We start from the raw sequence: 26,248 nt of genomic DNA, 5'->3' as shown, positions 1-26,248 counted from the left end.
TTACGCGACCCCTGCAAGGAGGCCATGCCAATGAGTCACGACCTACACGAATCTCTGCGCGATAATGTGCGTATTCTGGGCGACAGCCTGGGGCGAACCATTGCCGACGATTTGGGCCAAGCATTTGTCGATAAAATTGAAACTATTCGCGCCCACGCCAAGCGCGGGCGCCAGGGTGATTCACTGCAGCAGCGCGAATTGATCGAGTACCTGCGTGAGCTGCCCGAGCAGGATCTGCTGCCGGTCACCCGGGCATTTAACCAGTTCTTAAACCTCGCGAACATTGCCGAACAGCACTATCGGGCGCGCTTTCGCCGGGTCGAGGACTACAAGCCCGGCTCCCAGCCGGTACTGGGGGAACTGCTTGAGCGTGCCGAGCAGGCGGGCAACTCACCGCGTAAACTGGTCGAGACCCTCGCCAATATGCGCGTTGAGCTAGTGCTAACCGCGCACCCAACCGAAGTTATCCGCCGCACCTTGATCCAAAAATACGATGCCATCGATGAGTGCTTAACCGCCATTGAGAGCTCCGAGGATTACCCGGAGCGTGGTACCCGCGCTCAGGGGCGCCTGGAAGAACTGATTAGCCAGGCGTGGCACACCGACGAGATTCGCCACGAGCGGCCCACCCCGGTGGACGAAGCCAAGTGGGGCTTTGCGGTGATTGAAAATTCGCTGTGGCAGGCGGTGCCAGATTTCCATAGAGATTTGGATAACCTGCTGCTGGATACCGCTGGTGAACGCCTGCCCCTGGACGCCGCGCCGATACGCTACGCCTCCTGGATGGGCGGCGACCGCGACGGCAACCCCAACGTGACCGCCCGAGTGACCCGTGAAGTGTTGCTGCTTGGCCGCTGGATGGCCGCCGACCTCTATTTGCGCGATCTTGAACAGCTCAAAACCGAGCTCTCCATGTGGAAGGCCAATAGTGCACTTAAAGCCGAAGCGGGCGATGTCGCTGAGCCTTACCGCGAAGTGCTGAAGCGGTTGCTTGCGAAGATGGAGTCGACCCGGGATTGGGCCAAGGCCGAACTGGAAGGGCGCAACTACGACGGCGGGCCGATTATCGAAACCCGCGATCAGCTCTATTCACCACTGCTCGCCTGCTACCGTTCGTTGTGTGATGTGGGCCTCGACACCATCGCCAATGGCGCGTTGCTGGATACGCTGCGTCGAGTAGCGGTGTTTGGCGTTACGCTGACCAAGCTTGACCTACGTCAGGAAGCCAGTCGCCATGCCCAGGTCATTGAAGAGCTAACAAGCTCCCTTGGCCTGGGTCACTACCATGAGTGGGACGAAGTCAAACGTCAGGAATTTCTGCTTGAGGAGCTGGCCTCACGTCGCCCGCTGATTCCGCGCCGCTGGGAGTGCTCCGCCGAGTCCCGCGAAGTGCTGGATACCTTCAAAGTCATAGCACAGGAGCATTCCGAAGCGCTGGGGACTTATATCATTTCCATGGCCGCTGAGCCCTCGGACGTGCTCACCGTGGCGCTGCTGATGAAAGAGGTAGGAGGGCAGGTAACGCTGCCTATTGCGCCGCTGTTTGAAACCCTTAACGACCTGGATCACGCAGGCGATGTAGTGGATCAACTGCTCGCGATACCGGGCTACCGTTCGCTGATCGATGACCGTCAGGAGGTCATGATTGGCTACTCTGATTCGGCAAAAGATGCCGGCCAGTTGGCCGCTGCCTGGGCACAGTACCGCGCTCAGGAGTCGCTGGTGAATGTGTGTAACCGGCACGGCGTCGATTTAACCCTGTTCCACGGCCGCGGTGGCACCGTTGGCCGTGGCGGCGGCCCGGCCCATGCGGCTATACTCTCTCAGCCTCCAGGCTCGGTAAACGGCAGTCTGCGGGTGACCGAGCAGGGCGAGATGATTCGCTTCAAGTTTGGCCAACCCGATATTGCCCTGCGCTCCATGGAGATTTATGCCTGTGCAGTGCTGGAAGCCACGCTATTGCCACCGCGTGCACCGGAACCACACTGGCGTGAAGAGATGGATCAGCTCGCCAAGGTAGCGCATGGTGCCTATGTGGGCGTCGTGCGTGAAGACCCGGACTTTGTGCCCTATTTCCGCGCGGTCACACCGGAAGGCGCCTTGGGTAGGCTGCCGTTGGGCTCACGCCCCACCAAGCGCCGCCAGGATGGCGGGGTCGAAACCCTGCGCGCCATTCCATGGATTTTCGCCTGGACGCAGATTCGCCTGATGCTACCCGCGTGGCTGGGCAGCGGCGAAGCTTTTGCGCGGCGCTTAGAGCAGCCCGGTGGACGCGATGTGCTGCAGGAGATGCGCAACGAGTGGCCTTTCTTTGGCACCTATCTTGACATGCTGGAGATGCTGCTGGCCAAAGCCGATGTAGCCATTGCCGCTTATTATGAGCACCGCTTGGTCGACGAGCCCTCGCTGAAGGCGTTGGGTAAAAAGTTACGCCAGCGCTTCGCGTCGTTGGAAGAAGCAGTGCTGGATATTCTTCAGCAAGAGAAGCTATTGGAAAATACGCCGCTTATTCGCCAGGCGATCGATGTTCGCAACCCCTACATCGATCCGCTGCACGGTTTGCAGGCGGAGTTACTGCAGCGTAATCGCGACGCCGATGGGGCGATCAGCGCCGACCTTTCTCGAGCGTTGATGGTCACTATGGCGGGCATAGCGGCAGGTCTTCGCAACACCGGCTAGGCTGTTTTGACACGTTTCTTTACCGTGATTTTTAACCGTAACGTTCTACTACAACGTTCTACTACTACAGAGAGGCGTCAATGTCCTCAGATGCTCAAGCGGTACTCGACTTTTGGTTTGAGGAGTTGACGCCTGCTCAGTGGTTTAAAAAAGACACTGAGTTGGATCGTACAATCTCGCAGCGGTTTGGTGCACTGCATGCCCAAACCGCGCGGTGTGAATGTTACGCATGGCGTCAAACGCCGCAAGGGCGGCTTGCGGAGATCATTGTGCTGGATCAGTTCTCGCGTAATATCTATCGCGATGACGCCCGTGCTTTTGCCACTGATCCCTTAGCGCTGGCGCTAGCGCAAGAGGCTGTAGCTGCTGGGTCAGATGCAGAGCTGACCAGTGCACAACGGGCGTTTCTGTATATGCCCTATATGCATAGCGAATCCGCGGTCATTCATGAAGTGGCGATGCAGCTATTTGACCAGCCGGGGTTAGAGAATAACTACGACTTTGAAGTGCGCCACAAGGCGATTATTGATCGCTTTGGGCGCTACCCGCACCGCAACGCACTGTTGGGGCGGGCCTCTGCCGACGAGGAGTTGGCCTTCTTAAAGGAGCCCGGCTCCTCTTTTTAACTGTTTGCTTATCCTCTTATAGCCACATGGCGTTTTATGTCGTTTCGAAAAACTACCCGTATCAATAAATATATTAGCGAGAGCGGGATGTGCTCTCGCCGTGAAGCCGACCGCTTTGTGGAGCAGGGCAACGTATGGATTAACGGTCGCCGCGCGACCACCGGTGATCAAGTGGTGGCGGGTGACTTGGTTAAAGTTAACGGTCAGGAGATCGAGCCTCAGGAAGAGGAGGATCTGGTGCTGATCGCGCTGAACAAACCGGTGGGCATTGTCAGCACCACTGAATCCAGCGAAAAAGACAATATCGTTGAGTTTGTGAAGCATGGCGTGCGCATTTTTCCCATTGGGCGGCTCGATAAAGACTCCCAAGGGCTGATTTTTTTAACCAATAACGGCGATTTGGTTAATAAGATTCTGCGCGCCAATAACAACCACGAAAAAGAGTACCAGGTGACGGTGAACAAGCCGATCACCGACGAGTTTATTGACGGCATGCAGAGCGGCGTGCCGATTCTTGGCAAGGTGACCAAGCGCTGCAAGGTACAAAAAGAGTCCACCTTTGTATTCACCATTACCTTGGTGCAGGGGCTCAATCGGCAAATTCGCCGTATGTGTGAATACTTCGGCTACGAGGTTACCCAACTGATTCGCACGCGCATTATGAATGTGCCGCTAAAAGGCTTGGCCCTGGGCGACTGGCGCGATCTCACTCCTAAAGAGATCGAAACCATTATCGCGTTGACCGAAAGCTCAGAGGCTGCACCAGAGAAGAAAAGTAAAGCTAAGCCGGAAAGGCCCAACTACAGCTCAGGCGCAGGAAAGGCAAAACCGCCTTCCGCGAAAGGGCGCCCGGCCAAAGCAGGCGCGAAGGCGGCTGGTGCCAAAGCGGCCGGGGCTAAACCACCCGTCAAGGGTAAAAAAGCCGCCAGCGGAAAAGTCAGTGGAAAAACAGGCACCGGCCCGAAAGGCAGTGCGCCAGGTAAGCCGCACCCCAAGGGCGGAAAAGCCCTCGGCAAGCCCGGAGCTAAAAGCAAGTCTGGTGCTAAAGGTAAGCCCGTTGGTAAAGGCCGTGGTAAGCCAGCGGCGGGTGGAAAGCCTTCTCAGCGGCGCAAGTAACTCCCCCATCATTCAAGAGTCTTCACTGTGATCCCAATCGTCGCCTTTTACGCTGTAGTGAGCGTTATCGCTTATATCACTTATGCTATCGACAAAAAGGCAGCTATTAAAAACCGCCGTCGGGTGAGTGAGAAGTCGCTACATCTGCTTGGGGTAGTGGGTGGTTGGCCAGGTGCGCTACTGGCCCAACAGCGGCTGCGGCATAAAACCCAGAAAACCGCCTTTCAAGTTACGTTCTGGCTGACGGTTGTCGTGAATCTGGTCTGTGCAGGGTGGCTAACTGTTTCATTGAGTCTCATTTAGCCACCCGTTTAGCCACCCTATGCTTGGTACCTACGCTCTGTCGTGGTTGCCGGGCGCGAAAAGAAAATTAGCGATCAGCTCTTTACCGCCCTCGGTGGCAAACGATTCCGGGTGGAACTGGATGCCGTGAATCGGGTACTCCCGATGTTTAATGCCCATCAGTTCGAATTCACCCAATGCCTGCCAGCGGCTGCGCTGCTCAAAGCTATCCGCTTCAAGTGCGCCCACGGTGGCGGTCACTTCCAGGCACTCGGGCAGGGTGGTCGCATCGGCAATTAGTGAGTGGTAGCGCATCACCTCAAGCTGGTCGGGCACGCCGTTAAACACCGATGCGTTATTGTGGCTGATCGGGCTGATCTTGCCATGCATCGGCAGCGGCGCTTTCACCACCTTGCCGCCAAATACATGCACAATGCCCTGCATGCCCAGGCACACTCCCAGCAGCGGGGTGGTCTTGCCCAGTTTCTCAATCACTTCAGCGCACACACCAAAGTAGCGCGGGTCATCCGGCGAGCCGGGGCCGGGGGAGATGATAATACGATCCGGGGCCATGGCTTCGATGGCGTTGAAATCGATCTGATTGTTGCGCTTAACGATAATCTCAAAATTGGCCAGCCCGCCGCGATTCTTCTCTGTGGTTAGAATCTCACCAATAAACTGGTAGAGGTTATAGGTGAAGGAGTCGTAATTATCGATGATAAGTACCTTCATGCTGGGCTCTCCATGTCCGTCTCCATAAAGGGGGTAAGGGCTTTGCGAGTACCGGCAAACTTGCGGCGGATCTCCTCATACTCATCGTCGGCATTGCTATCAAATACATTGCCACCGCAGGTTTGCACGTAGGCATGCTCACCATTCACAAACACGGTACGAATGGGAATCGCAAAGGTGCAGTCGCCGTTGAACGAGAACTGACCCACTGCGCCTCCGTAGGGGCCGCGCCCGTCGGTTTCCAGATCATCGATGATTTTCATCGCCTCGATTTTGGGTGCGCCGGTGAGGGTGCCCGCGGGGAAGTTGCTGGCCAGCGCGGTAAACATATCTTCACCTTCGGCGATGATGCCGACGATCTCGCTGGAGATGTGCTGCACGTGGCTAAAGCGCTTGATATCCATCAGGCTGCGCACTTTCACCGTGCCAAATTGCGCCACCCGGCCAATATCGTTGCGGTGTAGATCCACGATCATATTGTGCTCGGCGATCTCTTTGGGATCGTTAAGCAGCGCGCGGGCGAGCTGGGTATCTTCTTGGGGCGTTTGACCCCGGGTGGTGGTACCCGCCAGTGGGAAGGTTTCCATCTCGCCCTGGCGAAGCCGGAACAAAAGCTCCGGGCTTGCGCCGATCAGCTTCTGCTTGCCGAATTTGACATAGTACATTTGCGGCGACGGGTTGATGGTGCGCAACTGGTCATATAGCGCCAGGGCGTCGCCTTCAATACTAAAGCGTTTTTTAAAGCCAACTTCGCACTGGAACACCTTACCGTCGATAATATCCTGCTTCACCTTGGCCACTGCCTCAGCGTGTTCTGCCTGGCTCATGGTGTCGCCTAAGGCGGTGATTTTCAGCGGGCCTGCTGGTTCATCGTCTGCATCAATTAGCGTCTGCAGAAATTCGTAGCGGCTATTGTCGTAGTAGAAGTAGGTGACTTCCCCGGTCATCTTGTCGAGGATCAGGCCATCTTTGTAAAGTCCGAAACGGAAAGTGTCGAAATCATCGCTGGCTTTTAACGTAAGCGAGGGCTCGAAGTATTGCATGGCATCGTAACCGAGATAGCCGCTTAACCCACCGGCGTACTTGCGGGAAATAATATTCTGCGGGATCAGGCTACGCAGCAGTTCGTAGGGGTTGTCGCTAGGGTAGTGGTTGGCATTGCCGTCACGCTCTTCAATGGTCAGCGTGTTGCCGTTGGCATAGAGCGTGTACTCGGGGTCGAACCCGATAATCGAGTGGCGCGCCATATGGCTATCTTCGCCCAATGACTCCAGCATGTAGCAGGTATCAAACCGACGTTCGATCTTCTGAAACAGGGCAAAGAAGTCGCAGTCCGCTGCCAAGGTCACATAGTGAGGTTTGCGTGGCAGCGTAAAAGGCTGCGGGTCTGATGAGGCATGTGTATTGGCAGTGGTCATGATGCATCATTCCGTGAAGAAGGGCTTGAAGAGGGTAACGTGGTAAGTGCGCGGGAACCCCGTGAAACCGTAGCGATGCCCACGCCGAGGGTTTCGGCAATTTTGCGGTGGGGCACGCCTTCACGCAGCAGCTTAAAAATTTGTAGGCGTTTACTGATTTCTTGGTACTCTGCAGGCGTTAGCAGGCTCGCCAGCGCTCGATCCATTGCTTCAGGTGAATTAATGGAGAGTAGGTGGTCGATTAGCTCAGCCTGATAGTGACCGTTTGAAGGCATAGTTTGCTACCGAGTAATTAGTGATGTACTAACGTACTAGTACGCTACCTGAATGCTCTGGGAAGTCAAGTAGCGCCTGTCAATTTAAGGAGCCCCGATGACCAGTTATTTCATTCAAGCCTTTATTTATCTTGTTGCTGCGGTGATCGCCGTACCTCTTGCCAAGCGTTTTGGTCTGGGGTCGGTACTGGGTTACTTGGTCGCCGGGGTAGTGATAGGGCCAATCCTTGGACTGGTGGGGCAGGAGACCACCACCATTCAGCACTTTGCCGAGTTTGGCGTGGTGATGATGCTGTTTTTGGTGGGCATGGAGCTTGACCCCAAAGGGTTGTGGGCTATGCGGGTTCGGCTGATCGGTCTGGGTGGGCTTCAGGTTGTGTTAACCGCCGCTGCTGGCACCGCTATTGCCTGGTGGCTGGGGCTTGTGTGGCAAACCGCCCTGGCGGTGGGGCTGATTTTTGCGCTCTCTTCCACAGCCATTGTGCTGCAAACACTGAATGAAAAGGGGCTCGCCAAAACGGAGGGTGGTCGCAGCGCTTTCTCGGTGCTGTTGTTTCAGGATATTGCGGTGATCCCCATGCTGGCGCTGATCCCGCTTCTGGCGCTGCCTGAGTTGATGGGGGCGGGCGGTGATGACGGTCATGCCAGCTTAAGCCTGGTAGCGCACTTGCCCGGCTGGGCGCACGCCTTAGTGGTCGTGGGTGCCATCGTGAGTGTCATCGCCGGCGGCTACTACTTAATGCCACTGCTGTTTCGCTATGTGATTGGCTCTGGCCTGCGTGAAGTATTTACCGCTAGTGCGCTGATGCTGGTGATTGGCATCGCCGCACTGATGAGTGTGGTCAATTTATCTCCCGCACTGGGTGCCTTCCTGGCGGGGGTGGTGCTCGCCAACAGTGAATTTAAGCACGAGCTGGAAGCCAATATTGAGCCTTTCAAAGGACTACTACTGGGGCTGTTCTTTATTACCGTGGGAGCGGGCATCAACTTCTCGGTGCTGGCGGCGGAGTGGGGCACGGTGCTATCGCTAGGCGTGGCGGTTATCGTTGTTAAAGGTGTGATTCTGCTGGGCTTGGCGCTGCTATTTCGAGTGCATGGTAGCAACGGCTGGCTATTCACTTTAAGCCTTGCCCAAGCCGGTGAGTTTGGCTTTGTGCTGCTGACCTACAGCGTTCAAAACAACGTGATTCCTACTGATACCTCCCAAATTCTCTCACTGGTGGTGGCGCTATCGATGTTCTTAACGCCGTTGCTATTTATTGCCTATGACCGGCTGGTGCTGCCGCGCTACCTTATCGCTAAAAACGATGATCGCGAAGCCGATGCTATTGAGGAGCAAGCACCGGTTATCGTTGCGGGGGTAGGGCGGTTTGGACAAATAATCTGCCGCTTGCTGCGCGCCAATAATATCCCCATCGTGGCGCTGGATCTGGAGATTGAGCAGATCGAGAACCTGCGCAAAATTAACATCAAAAGCTACTTTGGCGACGCCAGCCGCTCCGACTTGCTTGAGACCGCAGGGATTGAGCACGCCCGATTATTGGTTATCGCGTTAGACGATCGTGAGCGTGCGGTGCAGATGGTTAAGCATGTGAAGCATGCCTACCCACAAGTGTGGGTGCTAGCCCGTGCATTCGACCGTGGGCATGGCTATCAACTACGTGACGCAGGGGCCGACGACGTTATCAGTGAAACCTATCATTCAGCGTTGGAACTGGGCGGGCACGCACTGACTGCCATGGGCGTGCACCCCATGCGTGCTAAACAGATGACCTGGGCCTTTGTACAGAACGAAGATGCCCATGAGGATGAATTGTTTGCAACCTGGAAGGACATTGAGGGAGGGAATACTTTCGGCCCTCGCTATAGTGAGCTATTTATGAAGCTGGAAGAGTCGTTGAATAGCGCAATGCAGCAGGATTGGCCGGAGCCGCAGCGGCAGGATGTGCCTATCTGGACACCACCTGAGCATGAGCCAAAACCTCAACAACAGCCTAGTAATGGTGCCCAGTAGCACTATTCGTTCCGGCATTTATATAAACGAGCAGATGCCAATAGCCACTCGGCCAATCAAGATAAGCGCCAGTGCGGTGGATATGCGGCATCGAAAGCTGGCAATGCCTCCAAACGAGCAAGCCAGCTGTCGATTGCAGAATATCGAGAACGAATCTCATTAAGATTCATTTTGAGTGCCAATACATCGGTACGACTGCCGATGCGTATAAGCATCAAAAGATTGGGAAGCACTGTAAAGTCTGCCGCAGACACCTTATTGCCCGCCAGATAATCGAATGTTCCCAAAGTGGTCTCCATTCTATCCAATGATGCGTAAATACTGTTGGCAGCCATTTTCAATGCATCAGTGTCATTTAACATCGCCCCTTGGCTAAGTGGACGAACCACGCCATCGTCTATGACATCGCGCAAACTGTTGACGAATTCAAAAATCCGCTGCCATATCAGCCCCGTTTCGGCAGCTGTTACCCCAAAGAGTGGCGGCTGCGGGTGTACGCGCTCCAGATAAGCCATGATAGCAATCGATTCAGCGATGACGACATTGCCATGCTTTAGAACAGGTACTTTGCCTAAAGGGTTGAGTTCCAGGAATGCTGGGCTTTTCTGCTCCTGGTTGCCGGGGTCAAGCCTATGGGAACGGTAGTAAATTCCTTTATGCTCCAGTGTTAGCATGGCACGCCAAGCGTTAGGGCTACCGCTGATCCAATAAAAGTCATATTCCATTGCATACCTCTTGATAATTGGTGGGAATGAGCCAGCTACTCTAGCTGCTAATTTTCTGAACTAGATACAGCGATTACTGAAAGTGTTTGGCGGGTAGCCCATGAGGCAGTTTTGAAATATTTTCTCTTTATAAAGGGTCGCCAACGTAAAAGTAGGGATGCTTCGGTGCCCAGTTAGACAAAAGCATACGCTCACCCACATACTTCCGACATGCAATAGACGTTTTTGACCACAATCTATATTAGTGTGGGCGAAACATGCGATAGAAATAGCAAAGTAGCGTTTCCCTGATCTGGCGTCTATCGAACCTGCTTCTACGGAAAGCGCGCAAAGATCCATATTGCTCCGCAAAGAGCTCCCACTGCGCCTACCCATACGGCACTTGCGATACCGTAATGATCGACAGTAACTCCTCCGAGCAATGCTCCACCTCCCATTGCGAGTTGAGCGATAGATACAAACAGCGCCGCAACGCTTTCCAGGCGATCAGGCGCGGCACTGAAAATCCAACTTTGAATGGCAATAGGTAGCATCCCAAATCCAAACCCCCAGGCTATGACTGCTGCTATTGCAGATAGTGGGTTATCTCCCATGGAAACCAGCAATAGCATCGAACAGCCTAACAACAACGATGTACCCAATACCGCTAAGCGTACGTCTCGATCGACGAACCAGCCGCATAGCAAATTGCCAAATATTCCAGCAACCCCATACCCCAATAAGAGAAAGCTCAGCCTGCTCGATTCAATTCCGCTAATTTGATTCAGATAAGGTGTGATGTAGGTATAGGCCGAAAATTGTCCGATAAATATCAGCATAACAGCCACCAGGCCAACCTGGACTTTGGGCAACCTCAGTACAGCCGGTAATTGTGTGAACCCCGACGTTTTTTCCGGACGAATGCTGGGCAGAAGCAGCACTAATGCAACGACGACAAGTGAGGCCAGAGCGGCAAAAGCGACAAATGCGATGCGCCAACCGAACAAGCCCCCAAGCAGCGTTCCCGCTGGTACGCCTGCAACGGTGCCTAGCGTAACCCCCGAAAAAATAATTGATGTCGCTCGCCCCACTGAGTCGGGCCTCAATCTAGGGCCTAACGATACGCCTATAGTCCAAAATCCACCCACCGCAATACCCAGCAGGACACGGCCTGATAACAAGACAAATAAACCGTTTGAGCACGCCATGAGTGCGTTGGATACGACCAGGAGGCTGAGCAGGATCCAGAGTACGTGTCGCCGATCAAAGGTTTTGGCCAGACTGACCGTTAAGAGCGCTGAGCAGGCCGCCACGATTCCTGGAATAGTGATCATGAGGCCTGCTTGTCCCTCACTAATGGCTAGATCACTTGCTATTTGAGGTAGCAGGCCAACGGGTAAAAACTCGGCTGTAACGAGGGCGAATGCCCCCACGCCAATAGTCGCTACCGCGCTCCATGGGGCCGGGGTGGGTGTTAATGTTTGGGATGAAGCGGCATTTTGGTCTGTTGCTGCTAAAACTTGGGGCATTTTTGCGAACCTGGAAACCATGAAGGCGCACGACATCGTGCGCCTTCAGCATTAATAGGGAAGTGTCTAGTAACCAACGCCTCGTACACCACCCGACGCTCGAATGGACTCTCCCGTTACCCAATGTGAGTCCTCCGACGCTAGGAAAACAGCCAACGGTGCAATGTCTTCTGGCTCACCAAAACGGCCCAGAGGTGTGCCTGCGATAAGCTTTTCTCCTAGTTCTCCAGCGAAATTACCGTCAGTCCCAGGCGTATTGGTGTGACCGGGCAAGATCGAGTTGACTCTGATCCCACGTGGCCCAAGCTCCCGAGCCAACGCGAACGTCAATGTATCGACCGCGCCCTTGGTGGCAGAATAGACACTGGAAGCCAGGTAGGGGTCGGTGCTGAGAATCGAGCTGATGTTGATGATGCTACCCGATGAGCCAAGCAGCTTGACGGCTTCTCGAACAGCTAAAAGGTAACCGAGCACATTGACGTTGAATTGCTGATGGAACGCGTCTTCGGTCAGATCATCAATCATTTGAAATACCGCTACACCCGCATTATTAACGAGAATATCCAGCGTTCCGAAGTCGTCTTTGACAGTTTCAAACAGACGTGTCACGTCGGCAGCGTTACCCATATCTGCTTGGATACCGACGCCTTTACCGCCCTGGCCCTGAATCTCTGCCACAACCGCATCGGCGTGAGATTTGCTTGACGCATAGTTGACTACGACGGTCGCGCCTGCGGCAGCTAATGCTTTAGCGATACCTGCACCAATACCTTTTGATGCGCCAGTGACAACAGCAATTTTTCCTTCAAGTTTCATGAGACTGACCTTTTCTAAAATGGAGTGATGTTTCTGATTTTTTGTAGTCAGCAGAGGGGGTTGAAGGTTTATGCCGACCCCTGAGAGTATCCGGCTTGGAACCAGCTATACGGTTGCCAGTTATTATCGAATGGTTGCCTATTCTTATCAGGTAATTGATTTGCTGTAAGATTGGGCGCATATTCGAACAGATGGAAAATGCGATTAATGAGTTGCGCAGTATCGTAATGCGTGCAGAAACGAGTTGGACAGATACCGGCTTGCCTCGTGTGGCAATGGTTCAGGCCGAGGCGTGTGCGAGTCAGGTTTACGAGCCGATGCTGCACCTTGTACTCCAGGGCGCCAAAACATTGTCTATTGGCGATCAGGTTTTGCAGTGCTTACCGATCAGCTATTTTCTCGTGCCTATAGAGGTACCCGCCACGGGTGAGATTCATCCATGTGGGCCGGGGCAGCCTTATTTAGCGATCAGCCTGACATTGGATTCCAATATCCTTTCAACGCTGATGGCGGGCGAGGCCATGGTGGCCAAGCAATCGACTCCGAAACATTTTTCTGGGGTGTCAGCACAAGCAGATATGATTGATGCTTGGTTACGAATGATGCGGCTGATAGGCCGTCCAGACGAAGCGACAGTTCTTGCACCGATGATTGAACGAGAGATTCTTTTCCGGGTCTTGCAAGGGCCATTAGGCCCGATGCTACGTGATATTGCTCGCCCCGATGGCCGACTTGCGCAGATCCGCCGAGCAACGCAATGGATTCGCGATCACTACACCGAACCGTTGCGCATGCCTCCGCTGGCGGCAATGGCTGGGATGAGTATTGCAGCGTTCTATCGGCACTTTAAAGCCATCACAAACATGTCGCCGCTTCAGTATCAGAAACGTCTGCGCCTGCTTAGGGCTCGCTGGCTACTACTGTTCGATACACAAGATGCTGCGTCAGTTGCTTTTATTGTGGGCTATGAAAGCGCATCACAATTCAGTCGCGAATACGCACGCTTATTTGGAATGCCGCCCGCTCGCGATGTGGCAAGGTTCAAAGCACCGAAAGCTGCGGGAGACTCTTTGCTAACAGCTAAGCTAGCTTCCAATAAATAAAGTATTACTCATTGGGTGTATTACGAATAAGCTACTGTGGCTGAGTGGATGCTCCTTTCATCTCAATTTTTTATAACTGTAATTGTCGTACCTATCATGGTCTTGTCGAAGCCAACGACGAACAGCTGGGCGGGAGCTGTATAACCAGTCTGCCGCTCACCATTCAGTCGCCAGCGTTAGGGGCCATGCATACTGCCAGTTCGGTTGAGCTCTACCTTATTCTGAGTCTGATTCTTGAGCCGATCATGCTTTCGATGTTGCTGGCTGACTTTCCAAAGTCAACCGGAAGGATGAGTACGGGGCAGGCTTCTCGGTGGCAGATATCACTACTTAATTAATGGGTGTTTGGGTGCGCATGCTGAGACTGATGAACAGTCGTGAAGAGATCGCTGCCCTCACACCCGTTTATGAACGGGAGATTCTGTATCGAGTGCTGCAAGAGCTTCAGGGGATGGATGCTGCTTGAAAATGCGGCTCCTGATACCGCCATGGCTCGCGCCAGCCAAACTATTCAATCGCCCCACTAAGACTTCGCCAAGCCCATTAGGGTTGAGTCGCTTACTACAGACGTGATCGCTTATGGTATCCAACTAAAAGTGTCACGAGCACAGCTTTCCAAGTCGGCTATGAAAGCGCGATGTAGTTCAGCCGTGATTACGCCAGAGTATTTGGCCTTTTCCCCGCACAGTTCCTTCCTTTTTTCAGGAGCACATCTTTGAACCAACTTCTCGCCATTCGAGTTTTTATTCGAGTAACGGATGCCCGCTCATTCGCAAAAGCAGCTGATTCGCTCAATATTCCACGCTCATCCGTCAGCAAGCTACTACAAGATCTAGAGCAGCATCTAGGTACAAAACTTATAGAGCGAAGTACACGCTCATTTACTATAACGCCTTCCGGTGAGGCTTATCGGGAACATGCCTTGAATCTGCTAGCCCAACTAGAAAACATGGATATGGCCGCTGGTGAGGGGCGTATAAAGCCTCATGGCAGACTTCGAGTTGATGTGGGTTCATCGTTGGCTAATCTGGTCATTATACCGGCGCTGCCTGAATTTCGTGCAAGGTACCCTGATTTGGAGCTACTGCTTGGCGTGAGTGATCGCCCTGCCGATATTATCGGGGAGGGAGTAGATTGTGTTATTCGCGGCGGTGCTTTGCCTGATAGCTCGTTAATTGGGCGGCACCTTTGCAGCGTCGATTATGTAACATGTGCGACGCCAGCTTATCTCTCGAAGAACGGTACTCCTACGCATCCTCGGGAACTTGAAGAAAAGCATCAAACAATTCGTTATTTCTTTCCTCACACTGGTAAGTCACTGCCCTTGTACTTCAGTAATGGGGGGGAGAAGTACGAAATTAATGGGTGCTCCGTTATGGATGTGAGTGAAAGTACAGCCCACACAGAAGCAGTGTTAACTGGCTTAGGTATCGGTCAGATATTTCGTTTCAGCGCGCGTCCTCATCTCGGCTCAGAGCGGTTAGTCGCCATCTTGGAAGGCTGGACTCAGCCATCCCATCCGCTCCAGCTTGTCTATCCGGCAACGCGCTATCCAAGTGCGAAACTACGTGCCTTTGCTGATTGGGCGGTAGAGCTATTTAGTAGAGAAAGCTGTAAGCCTAGTAAATAAGTCTATCGGCGTCAGGAATGTAGTTGTTGGGTTGGTTTGACTTTATTGGTTCAGATGCCATTGTGGGCAGATTTGATTATCCAGTCCGGTGAATTATGTGTTCATCCTGGCGGGCTTCTGCTCTTCCTTAAGTCTCCCTAGACTCGTCTTAGGATACTGACCTGAATCTTTCGGGTCGTCCTCTCTAGACATAAGGAAAAATTAACATGTCCAATAGAATCGGCGGCAAAATTGCAGTGATCACAGGGGCTACCAGTGGTATTGGTCTGGCCACAGCCAAGCTGTTTGTGGCTGAAGGAGCACATGTATACATAACCGGGCGCCATCTTAATTCATTAAAAGCGGCGCAGGACGCAATCGGCAGCAATGTCACCTGCATCCAAGCAGATTCAACCCAGGCTGGTGATCTCGATCGCCTCTTCGAAAAAATCAAAGCGGAAGCCGGTCGCATTGATGTGTTATTCGCCAATGCTGGCGGCGGGACCATGTTACCTCTAGGACAGATTACAGAGGAGCAAGTGGATGATACGTTTGGACAAAATGTCAAAGCGATGGTTTTTACCGTCCAGAAGGCATTGCCACTTATGGCAAAGGGAGCCTCAATTATTTTAGCCGGCTCCAGCGCCAGCATCGAGGGAACCGCTGCATTCAGTATATATTCCGCTTCCAAAGCCGCTGTGCGCAACCTTGCTCGTAGTTGGGCGATTGATCTTAAAGGCACTGGTATTCGTGTAAATGTTTTGAGTCCTGGCCCTATCCGAACACCGTTTCTCCTCGACTTCGCTGGCAATGATCTCGAACAGCAGCAGGGCATGCTTGATTATCTAAGTATACGCATCCCCTTGGGCAGGGTCGGTGAGCCGGAGGAGATTGCCAAAGCTGCGCTCTTCCTTGCTAGCGAAGATTCAAGTTTCGTAAATGGCGCTGATATTTTCGCGGATGGTGGTCAGGCACAAGTCTGATCGGCGCGTCCTGTAAAAGCTCACCTATTGCCTACCAGCAGGGGGTGATGGGGCCATACGAAACCAAGGAAGCTAGCATATGTCATCAACTGACACTCTTTTTCGACCTTTTAATCTAAAATCGCTTTCACTTCCCAATCGGATTGTGATGGCTCCAATGAGCAGACCCTTCGCGGTCGATGGTATTCCTGAACGAGCCCATGCTCATTACTATCGGCGCCGAGCGGAAGGAAGTGTTGGACTGATCCTGTCTGAGGCGACTGGTATTAATCGCCCAAATTCAATGAACGACCCAGAAATGACTCTTTTTCATGGAGACCGTCCCCTTGCGGGTTGGAGAGCAGTGTTAGAGGGTGTGCATGCGGCTGGTGGGCATATGGCACCTCAACTTCTGCATGCTGGATCGGTTAAAAGCCCCTCGACTGATTGGGAGCCTACTACATTACCTGAGAGTCCTTCTGGGCTTGTTACAACCGACATCCGCCGCGGTGGGATTATGACCGAAGAGGCTATCGCTGATACCGTTGCTGCTTTCGCACAAGCCGCAGTAGACGCAAAGCGTATAGGCTTCGATAGTATCGAGATTCACGGTGCCCATGGTTATCTTATTGATCAGTTTTTTTGGGCCTCCAGTAATGAGCGTAAAGATCGCTATGGTGGCACTTCGCTTAAGGAACGGTCGCGGTTTGCTTTAGACGTCGTTTCGGCGGTTCGATCCGCAGTAGGGCCAGACTTTCCCATTATTATGCGACTTAGCCAATGGAAGGGACAAGACTATACCGCGCGCTTAGCAGGAACTCCGGAGGCAATGGCTGAATGGTTAATCCCATTGGTAGCAGCTGGTGTGGATATATTGCACTGTTCTCAGCGGCGTTTCTGGGAACCTGAGTTTCCTGAGTTAGATGGGAAATCTGGCTTGAACTTTGCTGGATGGGCCAAGAAGCTTACGGGGGCCGCCACGATAAGCGTTGGTTCGGTAGGTTTATCGGGTGATGTTTTTGGGGCCTTTGCTGGCGAAGGTTCAACACCGGTTCGGCTTGAAGAGTTGGTGCGCCGCATGGAAAACGATGAATTCGATTTAATAGCGGTGGGGCGCGCTTTAATCACAGATCCAAATTGGGTACGAAAGGTTTGTGAAGGCGACCATGACAATATGAAGAGCTTTGAAAGCTCATCGTTAGCGGAGTTGGTTTAGTTCTGATTCTCTATTGATTTAGACGCAAGATGCTGACTTATAAAAAGCACTAAATTCGGTATTACCAGGCTCTGCATAGACGCTAAAAGCACCTATTCGGACACTGGCAAACAATGTCGCCGCCTAAGATAAGCTTATCCATAATATGAAGTTGAGTGCTGAGTGATCATTACACTGATTTCTTTGGGGAGTGCGTTGATCGTATTATTCGCAGCGAGACTGGGCCGAATAGCTCGCTTATTGGCTAAAAACCAAAGACTGATTGGAAGAACATTGATCGGCATAACACTGGCTTTTTGTGCCCCACTCTTCTTTGTCGCCGCAACGTGAATATTTCGGCAAGATCTAAATACTGTTGCATGAAGCGACGTTCAGTAAACTGAGGTGACGGTTGTCCGTGTTCATAACTAGATGTCTACCACGGGTCCGCCTGCATCGCGATGCAGTTTAAAACGGCAGATGCAGCGAGGCACTTAGCATATTGAGATGGCTGAGCGTTGGGGTGTCGATGCGTTCGTACTCCAGCCGACTGACGAGTCGATTGATCGTCACCGTGGCGCCGAAACCTTGCAGCAATGCAGTACCGCTTTCATCGGCGCCTTCCAGGTCGCTTTCACCACGCCATTCTGTGATGCCGGACTTCGCATAGACGCTGAAGGCGCCCATGCGAACTCCGGCAACAATGGCACCGCCCAAACTGAGTGTATCCATGATGAGGGGGTTAACACCGGAGGAAGTGGAGATCTCTTCGCTTTCCCGGTAGGCAATTTCAGCGCCAATATCGAGTTGGGGGAGTCGCCAAGGGCTGTAGCCTGCGGTTACTCGAAAACCGCTGGTATAGTTATCAAGGCTTTGAAGGTCGCTGCCTTCTAGGATAACGCCATTATCAAGCTGCATGAGTTCGCTATTGGGTGCGGTATAAGCCATCACCGGCGGAGTATCGTCGGCGTAGCCGCTAAACCAGGGAACAGAGCAGCAGATCAGGGTGCTTGCCAAGCGTTTGATTGGCATTTCTCGTACACCTATCGTTTCATACCCATATATTGTCGTATAGCCACGGGTAGGGAGGAAACAGCTATTGCTATTAAGATTAGCAACTGGCTTGGATTTCCACCACTTTAATTGCGCCCTCGGCTAGATTGTCGACTAAATTTTTTCCCATAGTGATAAAGCGCTCGCCAAAAACCCACTGAGGTGACAGCACGGCTTGCCGTGGCGCTTGCTCTTTTTGCCGTTGGCGCTGGCGCCACGCCCAGGCCATTTCACTCCAATCGTCCACATGTTCAAGTTGGAAGCCGCCTATTTCAAGCAGCCGAGTCAGTTCAACCAAGGTAACTAGATGGGAGTGCTCAGAAGAGGCTGCCCAAGGCACCGGATAGCGAAGTTGCGCCACGTTGGGGCCGCTGACGACTTCGTGCATCACTATCTGCCCGCCTGGGCGCAGAACTCGCCGACTTTCTGTGATTACCTTGGAGGCATTGGGCATATTGAGCAGGCTGTGCTGAAACAGCACAGCATCAAAGCTGCTATCGGCAAAGGGCAGGGCGCTTGCATCGCCGGTTACCCAGGCAAGCGGTGGGGCGTCTGGCTGACTTACCCGTAAGCTCAGCGATTTATTGAGCGCACTGAAGCCGTGGGTAATATCCAGCCCGGTCATTTGAAAACCGAGAGAGGCACCCTGGCGCATTAGCCCGCCCAGCCCTGCGCCAATATCCAGCACTTTTCCGTGGGTGACAGGGTTGAGTCGTTCAAGCAGACGAGTAGAGGCTGCCATACCGCCAATATGCAGCTGGTCTAATGGTGCCAGTTGATGCAGTGTGGGACCAGCGGGGTAGTGGCTATCAATCTGCGCCACGACCTCATCAGCGCGCAGGGCGCGCTGATAGTGGTTGGCTAAAGGGTTGGAGGGCGCCATTGCTTACGACTCTTGATCCAAACCTGATTCTTGATCTAAACCTAGCTCCTGGATAGAAATTTCGCGCATCTTGAATTTCTGAATCTTTCCGGTGACGGTCATTGGGAACTCGTCAACGAACTTGAAGTAGCGGGGGATTTTGAAGTGAGTGATTTTGCCTTTGCAGTACTCGCGAAGCTCTTCACCCGTGACATCACCCGCTGTGCTGTTGAGTTTCACCCAGGCAATCAGCTCTTCACCATACTTCTTGTCGGGCACGCCGGTGACCTGTACTTCTGAGATCGCCGGGTGGGCGTAGAGAAACTCCTCGATCTCTTTGGGATAAACATTCTCGCCGCCGCGAATGACCATATCTTTAATACGCCCCACGATCTGGATGTAGCCCTCTTCATCCATGGTGGCCAGGTCGCCGGTGTGCATCCATCCCGCTTCGTCAATCGCCTCCGCGGTGGCTTTATCGTTATTCCAGTATTTGAGCATCACGCTATAGCCGCGGGTACACAGCTCACCAATTTCACCACGTGGCAAAATACCGCCGTTACCGGGGTCGACGATTTTATTTTCCAGGTGTGGCTGGGTGCGACCCACGGTGGAAACGCGCTTCTCGATGCTGTCATTGGCGCCGGTCTGAGTGGACACCGGGCTGGTTTCGGTCATTCCGTAGGCTATCTGCACGCCCTTCATATTCATCTTGTTGATTACCTGCTTCATGATTTCCGCAGGGCAGATCGAGCCCGCCATGATGCCAGTGCGTAGGGATGAGAGGTCGGTACCAGGGAAGTCGGGGTGATCAAGCTCGGCGATAAACATGGTCGGTACGCCATACAGCGCGGTGGCTTTCTGCTCGTGAACCGCTTTAAGTACTTTGCCAGGGTCGAAGCCCTCATCCGGATAAATCATCGTGGCGCCGTGGGTCATGCAGCCCAGATTGCCCATCACCATGCCAAAGCAGTGATAAAGCGGCACCGGAATCACCAGGCGGTCTTCGCTGGTAAAGCCCATGCTCTCCGCCACGAAGAAGCCGTTGTTGAGAATATTGTGGTGAGAGAGTGTCGCACCTTTAGGGAAGCCCGTGGTGCCCGAGGTGTACTGAATATTGATCGCATCATCAAACTGCAGCGTTGCCTGCAGGTCGTCAACATCGGTTTGGCTAACCTTTTTGGCTGCTACCATCAGGTCTGACCAGCGCCACATGCCGCTCAGCTTTTCGCTGCTTAAATTAATAATGCACTCAAGGTCAGGCAGCTTATGTGACTTGAGTTGGCCTTCAGTGCAAGCGCTAAGTTCGGGTGCTAGCTCATACAGCATGGCGCTATAGTCAGAGCTCTTAAAGCTGTTGGCGGTGACCAGAAAACGCGCTCCAGATTGGTTTAGCGCGTATTCCAATTCATGGGTGCGGTAAGAGGGATTGATGTTGACCAGAATGGCGCCAATTTTGGCGGTGGCAAACTGTGTTAACGTCCATTCGCTGCAGTTGGGTGCCCAAATGGCCACCCGGTCGCCTTTATTGACGCCGATAGAGAGCAGAGCGCGGGCGCAGCGATTGACCTCTTCCTGAAGCTGGCGATAGCTCCAGTGAATGTTCTGATGCAGTACAATCAGTGCGTCATTATCAGCATATTGCGTCGCGATTTGGTCAAATTTATCGCCGATCGTCATGCCAAGAAGCGGCTTGTCAGCCATGCTGCTGGAGTAGCTGGGTTGGGTAAGAGCAGGTGATGCCATGGTGTATCTCTCCGATGTTTTTCTTGTCCGAACGGGAAGGCAGTGGATAACTCGCTGCTTTTAATTTTTATTATTCACGTCTCATTTCAACGGCTAGAGCCTTTTGCCAGGGCTACCTTGGAACTGGGCTTGCGACCTAGCTCGTTGGTGATCCAGTAGCCGGTTTCGATCACGGTCTGTAGGTCGATGCCCGTTTCAATCCCCAACCCTTCAAGCAGGTAGAGTACGTCTTCGGTGGCCACATTGCCGGAAGCGCCCTTGGCATAGGGGCAGCCGCCAAGTCCCGCAGTAGCGGCATCAATAACGCTAACGCCTTCTTCTAGGACGGCATAAAGATTGGCCAGCGCCATGCCGTAGGTGTCGTGGAAGTGAGCGGCCAGAAACTCAATGGGCACCTGTTGGCGCGTCGTCTCAATCATGCGTTTAGCAGCCAGCGGCGTGCCGACGCCAATGGTGTCGCCCAGGGACACCTCGTAGCAGCCCATCTCATAAAGCGCCTGGGCCACTTCAGCCACTTTGGCGGGGGCTATTTCGCCTTCGTAGGGGCAGCCCAATACGCAGGAAACGTAGCCACGCACTCGCACGCCCGCCTCTCGGGCGCGCTCTAGTACGGGCTCAAAGCGCACCAGCGACTCGGCAATGGAGCAATTAATGTTCTTTTGCGAGAACGCTTCTGACGCCGCACCAAATACCGCGACCTCCTCAACACCCACGGTTAGTGCGTTTTCGAGCCCTTTTAGATTGGGCGTTAGCGCGGAGTAAACCACGCCTGGCTGGCGTTTGATGCCGGCCATGACCTCAACGGCATCGCCCATTTGCGGCACCCATTTGGGTGATACAAAGCTGGCGGCTTCGATATGCGTGATACCCGCTTTAGCAAGCCGCTCGATCAGAGCGATTTTAGTCGCGGTGGGCACTATGGCCCCGGGCTCATTTTGCAGGCCGTCACGGGGCGACATTTCAAACAGCTTTACAGAGGTAGGCAATGGCATCAGTGACTCCTATTCGTTGGCCGCAAAGTCGAGCAGTATGGCACCTTGGCTTACGGTGTCCCCGGCCTGGAAGTGGAATGTCTCCACGCTACCATCGGCGGGGGCGGTCATGGTGTGCTCCATTTTCATCGCTTCCATGACCATCAGCGGCATGCCTTTCTCGACGACAATGCCAGGCTCTACCAGAAGCGCAACCACCGTGCCATTCATGGGCGCCGTCAGCGTAGACTCCGCCTCGTGGTGACCGTGGTCGATGGCATCAATGCGCCGCCAGAACAGGCGGGTTTCGCCGCTGGGGTCGGCCATCACGACCACATGCCCGTCGCGGCGCGCCTGCAGGCGGCGGCGATGGCCGTTCAAGGTCACGGCGACCGCATCACCGGTGAGCGGTTGCAAACTAGCGGTAAGCGTTTCGTCACCAATGGTAAGATTCCACAGTGACTCGCCCGCGCTGCGTTTCCCCTCGACGATCACCACCGCTTCATCGCTATCCGGTGCTTGTGCACTTGCTGGATCACATAAGGCGATACGAATGGTGTGCGGCGCATTCAGACGGAAACCGTCGTGGCGATCCCAGGGCGAGTCGCTTTCGCACTCTTGAGCAAGTTGATTCAGGCCAATCAGCGCCGCGCTGGCGTAGGCTTCTGTGCTGTAAGTGCGCGGCGCAAACAGCGTCGCTTCATTGCGCTCGATAAAGCGTGTGTCCAGCTCAACGTTCTTAAAACCAGGATGCGTTGCCAGGCGCATTAAGAAAGCACGGTTAGTCACTACGCCTTGTACGTCCAATGCCGCTAAGGCGCGGTTAAGCGTGGCCAGCGCTGCATCGCGGTCGGCACCATGAACGATTAGCTTGGCGAGCATGGGGTCGTAGTGCATCGACACCTCGTCACCGCTCTCTACACCGCTATCTAAACGCACCTGATCATCGCTCAGTCCAGCGCCTTCTAAATCCAGCGCAAAGCGAGTGAGCAAGCCGGTAGCGGGTAGGAAATCCTGATCCGGGTCTTCGGCGTAGATACGCGCTTCAAAGCTATGGCCGGAAATCGTCAGCTCATCCTGGGTGCAAGGCAGCGGTTCGCCCATAGCGACGCGCAACTGCCACTCGACCAGATCCTGGCCGGTGATCATTTCGGTCACCGGGTGCTCGACCTGAAGACGGGTGTTCATCTCCATAAAATAAAAAGCGCCATCCTGCCCTGGTGAACCGTCTAGCAAAAACTCGACTGTTCCTGCGCCCACGTAGCCGATCTCCTGGGCGGCGCGTACGGCGGCATCACCCATAGCGCTACGTAGCTCTGCCGTCATGCCGGGGGCGGGGGCCTCTTCGATGACTTTTTGATGGCGGCGCTGAACGCTGCAGTCCCGCTCGAACAGGTAAACGCCGTTGCCGTGGCGGTCACAGAATACCTGCACTTCCACATGGCGGGGCTGCACCAGATACTTCTCGATCAGCATCCGGTCATCACTAAAAGCGGCTTTGGATTCACGGCGGCAGCCATCTAATGCGGCTTGAAAACTATCACCTGATTCGACCACGCGCATGCCTTTACCACCGCCACCGGCGCTGGCTTTGAGCATCACCGGGTAGCCAATTTTGTCGGCTTCGCTGCGCAGCAGAGCATCGTCCTGATCATCACCATGGTAGCCCGGCACCAGCGGCACGCCCGCATTAGCCATCCGTGCTTTGGCGGCGGATTTATCGCCCATGGCGGCAATCGCCGAGGCAGGCGGGCCGACAAAGGTAATGCCCGCTTCTTCAAGTGCTTTGACGAAGGTACCGTTTTCAGAAAGAAAGCCGTAGCCGGGGTGAATAGCGCCAGTGCCGGTACGCTTGGCAGCTTCGATCACCGCATCGATATTGAGATAGCTCTCACGGGCGGCGGCAGGTCCCAGGCGTACGGCCTCGTCGGCTTCACGTACGTGGCGTGCGCTGGCATCGGCATCAGAGTAAACCGCGACGGTTTTCAGGCCCATACGCCGGGCAGTGCGCATCACCCGGCAGGCGATTTCACCGCGGTTGGCGACCAGCAGGGTGTCAAACGGCGTCGTGCGAGCGGCTTTTTCGTGTTTTTTCATGAGCGACGCTCCGAAGCGTTAGGTGTGTTATCAAATTCGACCCAATCCGGGCGGCGCTTCTCAAAAAAGCTGGATAAACCCTCCTGGCCCTCGTGGCTTACCCGCAGTTTGGCGATCACCTGGCAGGTATGCTCGCGGGTGGCGTCACTGCCAGGCGCTTGAGCAACCGTGGCCATTAGCGCTTTGGTGGCACGCTGGGCTTGGGGCGAGCCGGCTAATAGGGTTGTCAGCATGGTGTCCACTTCGTCGTCTAGCTTATCGTGCTCCACCACCATATGGACTAAACCCAGCGCGAGCGCTATTTCGGCGTCCATGACTTCTGCGGTTAACGCATAGCGGCGCATTTGTCGCTCGCCCAGGGCTCGCTGCACGTAAGGGCTGATGACCGCGGGCGATAGGCCAATTTTGACTTCCGAAAGGCAGAATTTGGCTTTACCCGAGGCGATCACCACATCGCAGCAGGCGGCCAAGCCCACCGCACCGCCAAAGGCGGCGCCTTGCACACGGCAGACTGTAGGGCAGGGCAGCGTATCCAGGCCGTGCATTAGCGCGGCGAGCTTGCGAGAGTCAGCGAGATTATCTTCCAGGTCGTAATTGACCATTCGCTTCATCCAGTTCAGATCGGCACCCGCGGAGAAGCTTTTGCCTTCTGAACCCAGCACTACCGCTCGCACATCGCCTGCTTCAGCCAACGTATGCAACTGGTCAAGGTGCGCGTTTAGCTCAGCGATCAGGCTGTCGTCAAAAGCGTTATGCACCTCGGGGCGTTTTAAGGTCAGGCGCGCCACGCCCTCTTCTATATTCAGCGTTGAGTAAGCCATGGTGATTGACCCCTTACATCCGGAACACGCCGAAGCGCGTCTCTTCAATTTCTGCGTTCATAGCGGCAGCTAAAGAAAGCCCCAACACATCGCGGGTTTGCAGCGGATCGATCACGCCGTCGTCCCACAAGCGGGCGCTGGCGTAGTAGGGGTGGCCCTGATGCTCGTACTGGTCGCGGGTGGGTTGCTTAAAGGCTTCTTCGTCCGCTTTGCTCCACTCGCGGCCTTCGCGTTCGTGCTGCTCGCGCTTAACCTGAGCCAGTACGCCCGCCGCCTGCTCTCCGCCCATGACGGAAATGCGTGCGTTGGGCCACATAAACAGCAGGTTGGGGTCGTAAGCGCGGCCACACATACCGTAGTTACCGGCGCCGAAGCTGCCGCCAATCAGGACGGTGTATTTGGGCACTTTGGCGCAGGCTACGGCAGTCACCAGCTTGGCGCCGTGCTTGGCGATGCCTTCGTGCTCGTACTTGGAACCAACCATAAAGCCGGTGATGTTCTGCAGGAAGATCAGCGGAATCTTGCGCTGGGCGCATAGCTCAATAAAGTGCGCGCCTTTTACTGCGCTTTCAGAAAACAGCACGCCGTTGTTGGCCACAATACCCACCGGGTAGCCGTGAATATGGGCAAAGCCGGTGACCAGGGTTTCGCCGTAGTAGCGCTTGAACTCATCAAAGTCGGAGTCATCGACGATGCGGCCAATCACTTCCCGCACGTCGTAGGGCTTTTTAAGGTCGGTGCCGACAATGCCATACAGCTCGGAAGGATCGAGTTTGGGTGGTTTGGGCGCCTGCATAGCGAGCTTGCCACGCTTTTGCCAGTTCAGCCGCGATACGCAGGCGCGGGCAAGCTGCAACGCATGGGCATCGTTTTCCGCGTAGTGGTCGGCGACGCCGCTGACCTTGGCGTGAACATCTGCACCGCCCAGGTCTTCAGCGCTGATGCTTTCACCGGTGGCGGCTTTCACCAAGGGCGGGCCACCCAGGAAAATTGTGCCCTGCTCTTTAACGATGATCGACTCGTCTGCCATGGCAGGCACGTAAGCGCCACCCGCGGTGCAGGAACCCATCACCACGGCGATTTGGGGGATGCCTTCCGCCGACATGGTCGCCTGGTTGTAAAAGATGCGCCCGAAATGGTCGCGATCAGGGAATACTTCGTCCTGGCGGGGCAGGAAGGCGCCGCCGGAATCGACCAGATAGATGCACGGCAGGCGATGCTTGCGGGCAATCTCCTGGGCGCGAATATGCTTTTTCACCGTGAGGGGAAAGTAGGTGCCACCTTTCACCGTGGCGTCGTTCGCTACAATCACGCACTCAACGCCGGAAACACGGCCAATGCCGGTGACCACGCCAGCGGCGGGAATCTCGCTATCGTATATGTTGTGCGCCGCCAGGGCGGAAAACTCTAAAAACGGTGAGCCTTCATCGATCAAGTGATCGATGCGGTCGCGGACAAACAGCTTGCCCCGGCTTTCGTGACGCTCGCGGGCTTTGGCACCGCCACCTTGAGCGATGGCAGCGGTCAGTTCCCGCAGTTTGTTCACTTCACCGAGCATTGAGGCTTCGTTGGCTTGAAACACATCGCTACGCGGATTGACTTGGCTATTAACAGTGCTCATGGCGCGACCTTGCTGAT

General features: G+C 54.4%; 23 protein-coding genes. 10 read left to right on the top strand and 13 right to left on the bottom strand.

What is annotated here, in order from left to right:
- Positions 1-30: 30 nt before the first annotated feature.
- The 4 genes from ppc (at position 31) to HZU72_RS17155 (ending at position 4,724) form a co-directional block, all read left to right on the top strand.
- Positions 31-2,679: a phosphoenolpyruvate carboxylase gene (ppc, locus tag HZU72_RS17170; RefSeq protein WP_180094288.1), complete on the top strand. Its 2,649-nt coding sequence runs from the start codon at positions 31-33 to the stop codon at positions 2,677-2,679.
- A gap of 80 nt (positions 2,680-2,759) precedes the next feature.
- Positions 2,760-3,305, top strand: a complete 546-nt coding sequence (locus HZU72_RS17165; protein WP_180094286.1) for a DUF924 family protein — start codon at positions 2,760-2,762, stop codon at positions 3,303-3,305.
- 36 nt (positions 3,306-3,341) lie between these two features.
- Positions 3,342-4,421 carry a 23S rRNA pseudouridine(2604) synthase RluF gene (gene rluF / locus HZU72_RS17160; protein ID WP_180094284.1) on the top strand — a complete coding sequence of 360 codons (1,080 nt, stop codon included), beginning with the start codon at positions 3,342-3,344 and terminating at the stop codon, positions 4,419-4,421.
- A 27-nt stretch (positions 4,422-4,448) separates the two neighbouring features.
- Positions 4,449-4,724 carry a DUF1294 domain-containing protein gene (locus HZU72_RS17155; protein ID WP_180094282.1) on the top strand — a complete coding sequence of 92 codons (276 nt, stop codon included), beginning with the start codon at positions 4,449-4,451 and terminating at the stop codon, positions 4,722-4,724.
- Between the two features lie 30 nt (positions 4,725-4,754).
- Here the strand turns inward: HZU72_RS17155 and HZU72_RS17150 are convergent, their stop codons facing one another.
- From HZU72_RS17150 to HZU72_RS17140, 3 genes are read right to left on the bottom strand one after another with little or no spacing between them, the layout of a single operon-like run.
- Complete coding sequence (locus HZU72_RS17150; protein ID WP_180094280.1) at positions 4,755-5,435, bottom strand: anthranilate synthase component II; 681 nt, start codon at positions 5,433-5,435, stop codon at positions 4,755-4,757.
- Positions 5,432-6,853: an anthranilate synthase component I family protein gene (locus HZU72_RS17145; RefSeq protein ID WP_180094278.1), complete on the bottom strand. Its 1,422-nt coding sequence runs from the start codon at positions 6,851-6,853 to the stop codon at positions 5,432-5,434. The genes HZU72_RS17150 and HZU72_RS17145 overlap by 4 nt, the downstream gene beginning before the upstream one ends.
- Positions 6,850-7,128 (bottom strand): Trp family transcriptional regulator, encoded by a 279-nt coding sequence (locus tag HZU72_RS17140; protein ID WP_180094276.1) that lies wholly within the window; start codon positions 7,126-7,128, stop codon positions 6,850-6,852. The genes HZU72_RS17145 and HZU72_RS17140 overlap by 4 nt, the downstream gene beginning before the upstream one ends.
- Before the next feature lie 97 nt (positions 7,129-7,225).
- On the opposite strand from HZU72_RS17140, the gene HZU72_RS17135 reads away from it, so the two are divergent.
- Complete coding sequence (locus tag HZU72_RS17135) at positions 7,226-9,142, top strand: monovalent cation:proton antiporter-2 (CPA2) family protein (RefSeq protein WP_180094274.1); 1,917 nt, start codon at positions 7,226-7,228, stop codon at positions 9,140-9,142.
- A 56-nt stretch (positions 9,143-9,198) separates the two neighbouring features.
- Here HZU72_RS17135 and HZU72_RS17130 read toward each other — a convergent pair whose 3' ends face one another.
- The 3 genes from HZU72_RS17130 to HZU72_RS17120 form a co-directional block, all read right to left on the bottom strand.
- Positions 9,199-9,867 carry a glutathione S-transferase family protein gene (locus tag HZU72_RS17130; protein WP_180094272.1) on the bottom strand — a complete coding sequence of 223 codons (669 nt, stop codon included), beginning with the start codon at positions 9,865-9,867 and terminating at the stop codon, positions 9,199-9,201.
- A gap of 314 nt (positions 9,868-10,181) precedes the next feature.
- Positions 10,182-11,411, bottom strand: coding sequence for an MFS transporter (locus HZU72_RS17125; protein WP_208458136.1), 1,230 nt, complete (start codon positions 11,409-11,411; stop codon positions 10,182-10,184).
- A 30-nt stretch (positions 11,412-11,441) separates the two neighbouring features.
- Positions 11,442-12,191: a glucose 1-dehydrogenase gene (locus tag HZU72_RS17120; protein ID WP_180094270.1), complete on the bottom strand. Its 750-nt coding sequence runs from the start codon at positions 12,189-12,191 to the stop codon at positions 11,442-11,444.
- 191 nt (positions 12,192-12,382) lie between these two features.
- Here HZU72_RS17120 and HZU72_RS17115 point away from each other — a divergent pair, with 191 nt between their 5' ends.
- The 5 genes from HZU72_RS17115 (at position 12,383) to HZU72_RS17095 (ending at position 17,081) form a co-directional block, all read left to right on the top strand.
- Positions 12,383-13,294, top strand: coding sequence for an AraC family transcriptional regulator (locus tag HZU72_RS17115; protein WP_180094268.1), 912 nt, complete (start codon positions 12,383-12,385; stop codon positions 13,292-13,294).
- Between the two features lie 337 nt (positions 13,295-13,631).
- Positions 13,632-13,760 carry an AraC family transcriptional regulator N-terminal domain-containing protein gene (locus HZU72_RS23675; protein WP_268896443.1) on the top strand — a complete coding sequence of 43 codons (129 nt, stop codon included), beginning with the start codon at positions 13,632-13,634 and terminating at the stop codon, positions 13,758-13,760.
- Between the two features lie 249 nt (positions 13,761-14,009).
- Positions 14,010-14,924, top strand: a complete 915-nt coding sequence (locus HZU72_RS17105) for a LysR family transcriptional regulator (RefSeq protein WP_180094266.1) — start codon at positions 14,010-14,012, stop codon at positions 14,922-14,924.
- 206 nt (positions 14,925-15,130) lie between these two features.
- On the top strand, positions 15,131-15,886 hold the full coding sequence (locus tag HZU72_RS17100) for an SDR family NAD(P)-dependent oxidoreductase (RefSeq protein ID WP_180094264.1): 756 nt from the start codon (positions 15,131-15,133) through the stop codon (positions 15,884-15,886).
- 79 nt (positions 15,887-15,965) lie between these two features.
- Positions 15,966-17,081, top strand: coding sequence for an NADH:flavin oxidoreductase (locus HZU72_RS17095; protein ID WP_180094262.1), 1,116 nt, complete (start codon positions 15,966-15,968; stop codon positions 17,079-17,081).
- Between the two features lie 447 nt (positions 17,082-17,528).
- On the opposite strand, the gene HZU72_RS17090 is transcribed toward HZU72_RS17095, so the two are convergent.
- The 7 genes from HZU72_RS17090 to HZU72_RS17060 all read right to left on the bottom strand — a co-directional run bounded on the left by HZU72_RS17090 (position 17,529) and on the right by HZU72_RS17060 (position 26,231).
- Complete coding sequence (locus HZU72_RS17090) at positions 17,529-18,092, bottom strand: putative outer membrane beta-barrel protein (RefSeq protein WP_180094260.1); 564 nt, start codon at positions 18,090-18,092, stop codon at positions 17,529-17,531.
- A 79-nt stretch (positions 18,093-18,171) separates the two neighbouring features.
- Complete coding sequence (locus tag HZU72_RS17085) at positions 18,172-18,996, bottom strand: class I SAM-dependent methyltransferase (protein ID WP_180094258.1); 825 nt, start codon at positions 18,994-18,996, stop codon at positions 18,172-18,174.
- A 3-nt stretch (positions 18,997-18,999) separates the two neighbouring features.
- The gene (locus HZU72_RS17080) at positions 19,000-20,721 is read right to left on the bottom strand and encodes an AMP-binding protein (RefSeq protein ID WP_180094256.1); all 1,722 of its coding nucleotides are present in this window, start codon (positions 20,719-20,721) and stop codon (positions 19,000-19,002) included.
- A gap of 86 nt (positions 20,722-20,807) precedes the next feature.
- Positions 20,808-21,713 (bottom strand): hydroxymethylglutaryl-CoA lyase, encoded by a 906-nt coding sequence (locus HZU72_RS17075; protein WP_180094254.1) that lies wholly within the window; start codon positions 21,711-21,713, stop codon positions 20,808-20,810.
- Between the two features lie 9 nt (positions 21,714-21,722).
- The gene (locus HZU72_RS17070) at positions 21,723-23,789 is read right to left on the bottom strand and encodes an acetyl/propionyl/methylcrotonyl-CoA carboxylase subunit alpha (protein WP_180094251.1); all 2,067 of its coding nucleotides are present in this window, start codon (positions 23,787-23,789) and stop codon (positions 21,723-21,725) included.
- On the bottom strand, positions 23,786-24,610 hold the full coding sequence (locus tag HZU72_RS17065) for an enoyl-CoA hydratase/isomerase family protein (RefSeq protein ID WP_180094250.1): 825 nt from the start codon (positions 24,608-24,610) through the stop codon (positions 23,786-23,788). The genes HZU72_RS17070 and HZU72_RS17065 overlap by 4 nt, the downstream gene beginning before the upstream one ends.
- A 13-nt stretch (positions 24,611-24,623) precedes the next feature.
- A complete protein-coding gene (locus HZU72_RS17060; RefSeq protein WP_180094247.1) occupies positions 24,624-26,231 on the bottom strand; it encodes a carboxyl transferase domain-containing protein in 1,608 nt (535 codons plus the stop codon).
- Between the last annotated feature and the right edge of the window lie 17 nt (positions 26,232-26,248).

Source organism: Vreelandella sedimenti (assembly GCF_013416325.1).
In the GTDB taxonomy this organism is placed as follows: domain Bacteria; phylum Pseudomonadota; class Gammaproteobacteria; order Pseudomonadales; family Halomonadaceae; genus Vreelandella; species Vreelandella sedimenti.
This window is presented reverse-complemented; position numbering and strand designations above follow the sequence as displayed.

What these genes read in the sequence shown, in the direction of transcription:
- ppc (WP_180094288.1), top strand. Translation starts at nt 31, where the DNA reads ATGAGTCACGACCTACACGAATCTCTGCGCGATAATGTGCGTATTCTG.
- HZU72_RS17165 (WP_180094286.1), top strand. Translation starts at nt 2,760, where the DNA reads ATGTCCTCAGATGCTCAAGCGGTACTCGACTTTTGGTTTGAGGAGTTG.
- rluF (WP_180094284.1), top strand. Translation starts at nt 3,342, where the DNA reads ATGTCGTTTCGAAAAACTACCCGTATCAATAAATATATTAGCGAGAGC.
- HZU72_RS17150 (WP_180094280.1), bottom strand. Translation starts at nt 5,435, where the DNA reads ATGAAGGTACTTATCATCGATAATTACGACTCCTTCACCTATAACCTC.
- HZU72_RS17145 (WP_180094278.1), bottom strand. Translation starts at nt 6,853, where the DNA reads ATGACCACTGCCAATACACATGCCTCATCAGACCCGCAGCCTTTTACG.
- HZU72_RS17140 (WP_180094276.1), bottom strand. Translation starts at nt 7,128, where the DNA reads ATGCCTTCAAACGGTCACTATCAGGCTGAGCTAATCGACCACCTACTC.
- HZU72_RS17135 (WP_180094274.1), top strand. Translation starts at nt 7,226, where the DNA reads ATGACCAGTTATTTCATTCAAGCCTTTATTTATCTTGTTGCTGCGGTG.
- HZU72_RS17130 (WP_180094272.1), bottom strand. Translation starts at nt 9,867, where the DNA reads ATGGAATATGACTTTTATTGGATCAGCGGTAGCCCTAACGCTTGGCGT.
- HZU72_RS17125 (WP_208458136.1), bottom strand. Translation starts at nt 11,411, where the DNA reads ATGTCGTGCGCCTTCATGGTTTCCAGGTTCGCAAAAATGCCCCAAGTT.
- HZU72_RS17120 (WP_180094270.1), bottom strand. Translation starts at nt 12,191, where the DNA reads ATGAAACTTGAAGGAAAAATTGCTGTTGTCACTGGCGCATCAAAAGGT.
- HZU72_RS17115 (WP_180094268.1), top strand. Translation starts at nt 12,383, where the DNA reads ATGGAAAATGCGATTAATGAGTTGCGCAGTATCGTAATGCGTGCAGAA.
- HZU72_RS23675 (WP_268896443.1), top strand. Translation starts at nt 13,632, where the DNA reads ATGGGTGTTTGGGTGCGCATGCTGAGACTGATGAACAGTCGTGAAGAG.
- HZU72_RS17100 (WP_180094264.1), top strand. Translation starts at nt 15,131, where the DNA reads ATGTCCAATAGAATCGGCGGCAAAATTGCAGTGATCACAGGGGCTACC.
- HZU72_RS17095 (WP_180094262.1), top strand. Translation starts at nt 15,966, where the DNA reads ATGTCATCAACTGACACTCTTTTTCGACCTTTTAATCTAAAATCGCTT.
- HZU72_RS17090 (WP_180094260.1), bottom strand. Translation starts at nt 18,092, where the DNA reads ATGCCAATCAAACGCTTGGCAAGCACCCTGATCTGCTGCTCTGTTCCC.
- HZU72_RS17085 (WP_180094258.1), bottom strand. Translation starts at nt 18,996, where the DNA reads ATGGCGCCCTCCAACCCTTTAGCCAACCACTATCAGCGCGCCCTGCGC.
- HZU72_RS17080 (WP_180094256.1), bottom strand. Translation starts at nt 20,721, where the DNA reads ATGGCATCACCTGCTCTTACCCAACCCAGCTACTCCAGCAGCATGGCT.
- HZU72_RS17075 (WP_180094254.1), bottom strand. Translation starts at nt 21,713, where the DNA reads ATGCCATTGCCTACCTCTGTAAAGCTGTTTGAAATGTCGCCCCGTGAC.
- HZU72_RS17070 (WP_180094251.1), bottom strand. Translation starts at nt 23,789, where the DNA reads ATGAAAAAACACGAAAAAGCCGCTCGCACGACGCCGTTTGACACCCTG.
- HZU72_RS17065 (WP_180094250.1), bottom strand. Translation starts at nt 24,610, where the DNA reads ATGGCTTACTCAACGCTGAATATAGAAGAGGGCGTGGCGCGCCTGACC.
- HZU72_RS17060 (WP_180094247.1), bottom strand. Translation starts at nt 26,231, where the DNA reads ATGAGCACTGTTAATAGCCAAGTCAATCCGCGTAGCGATGTGTTTCAA.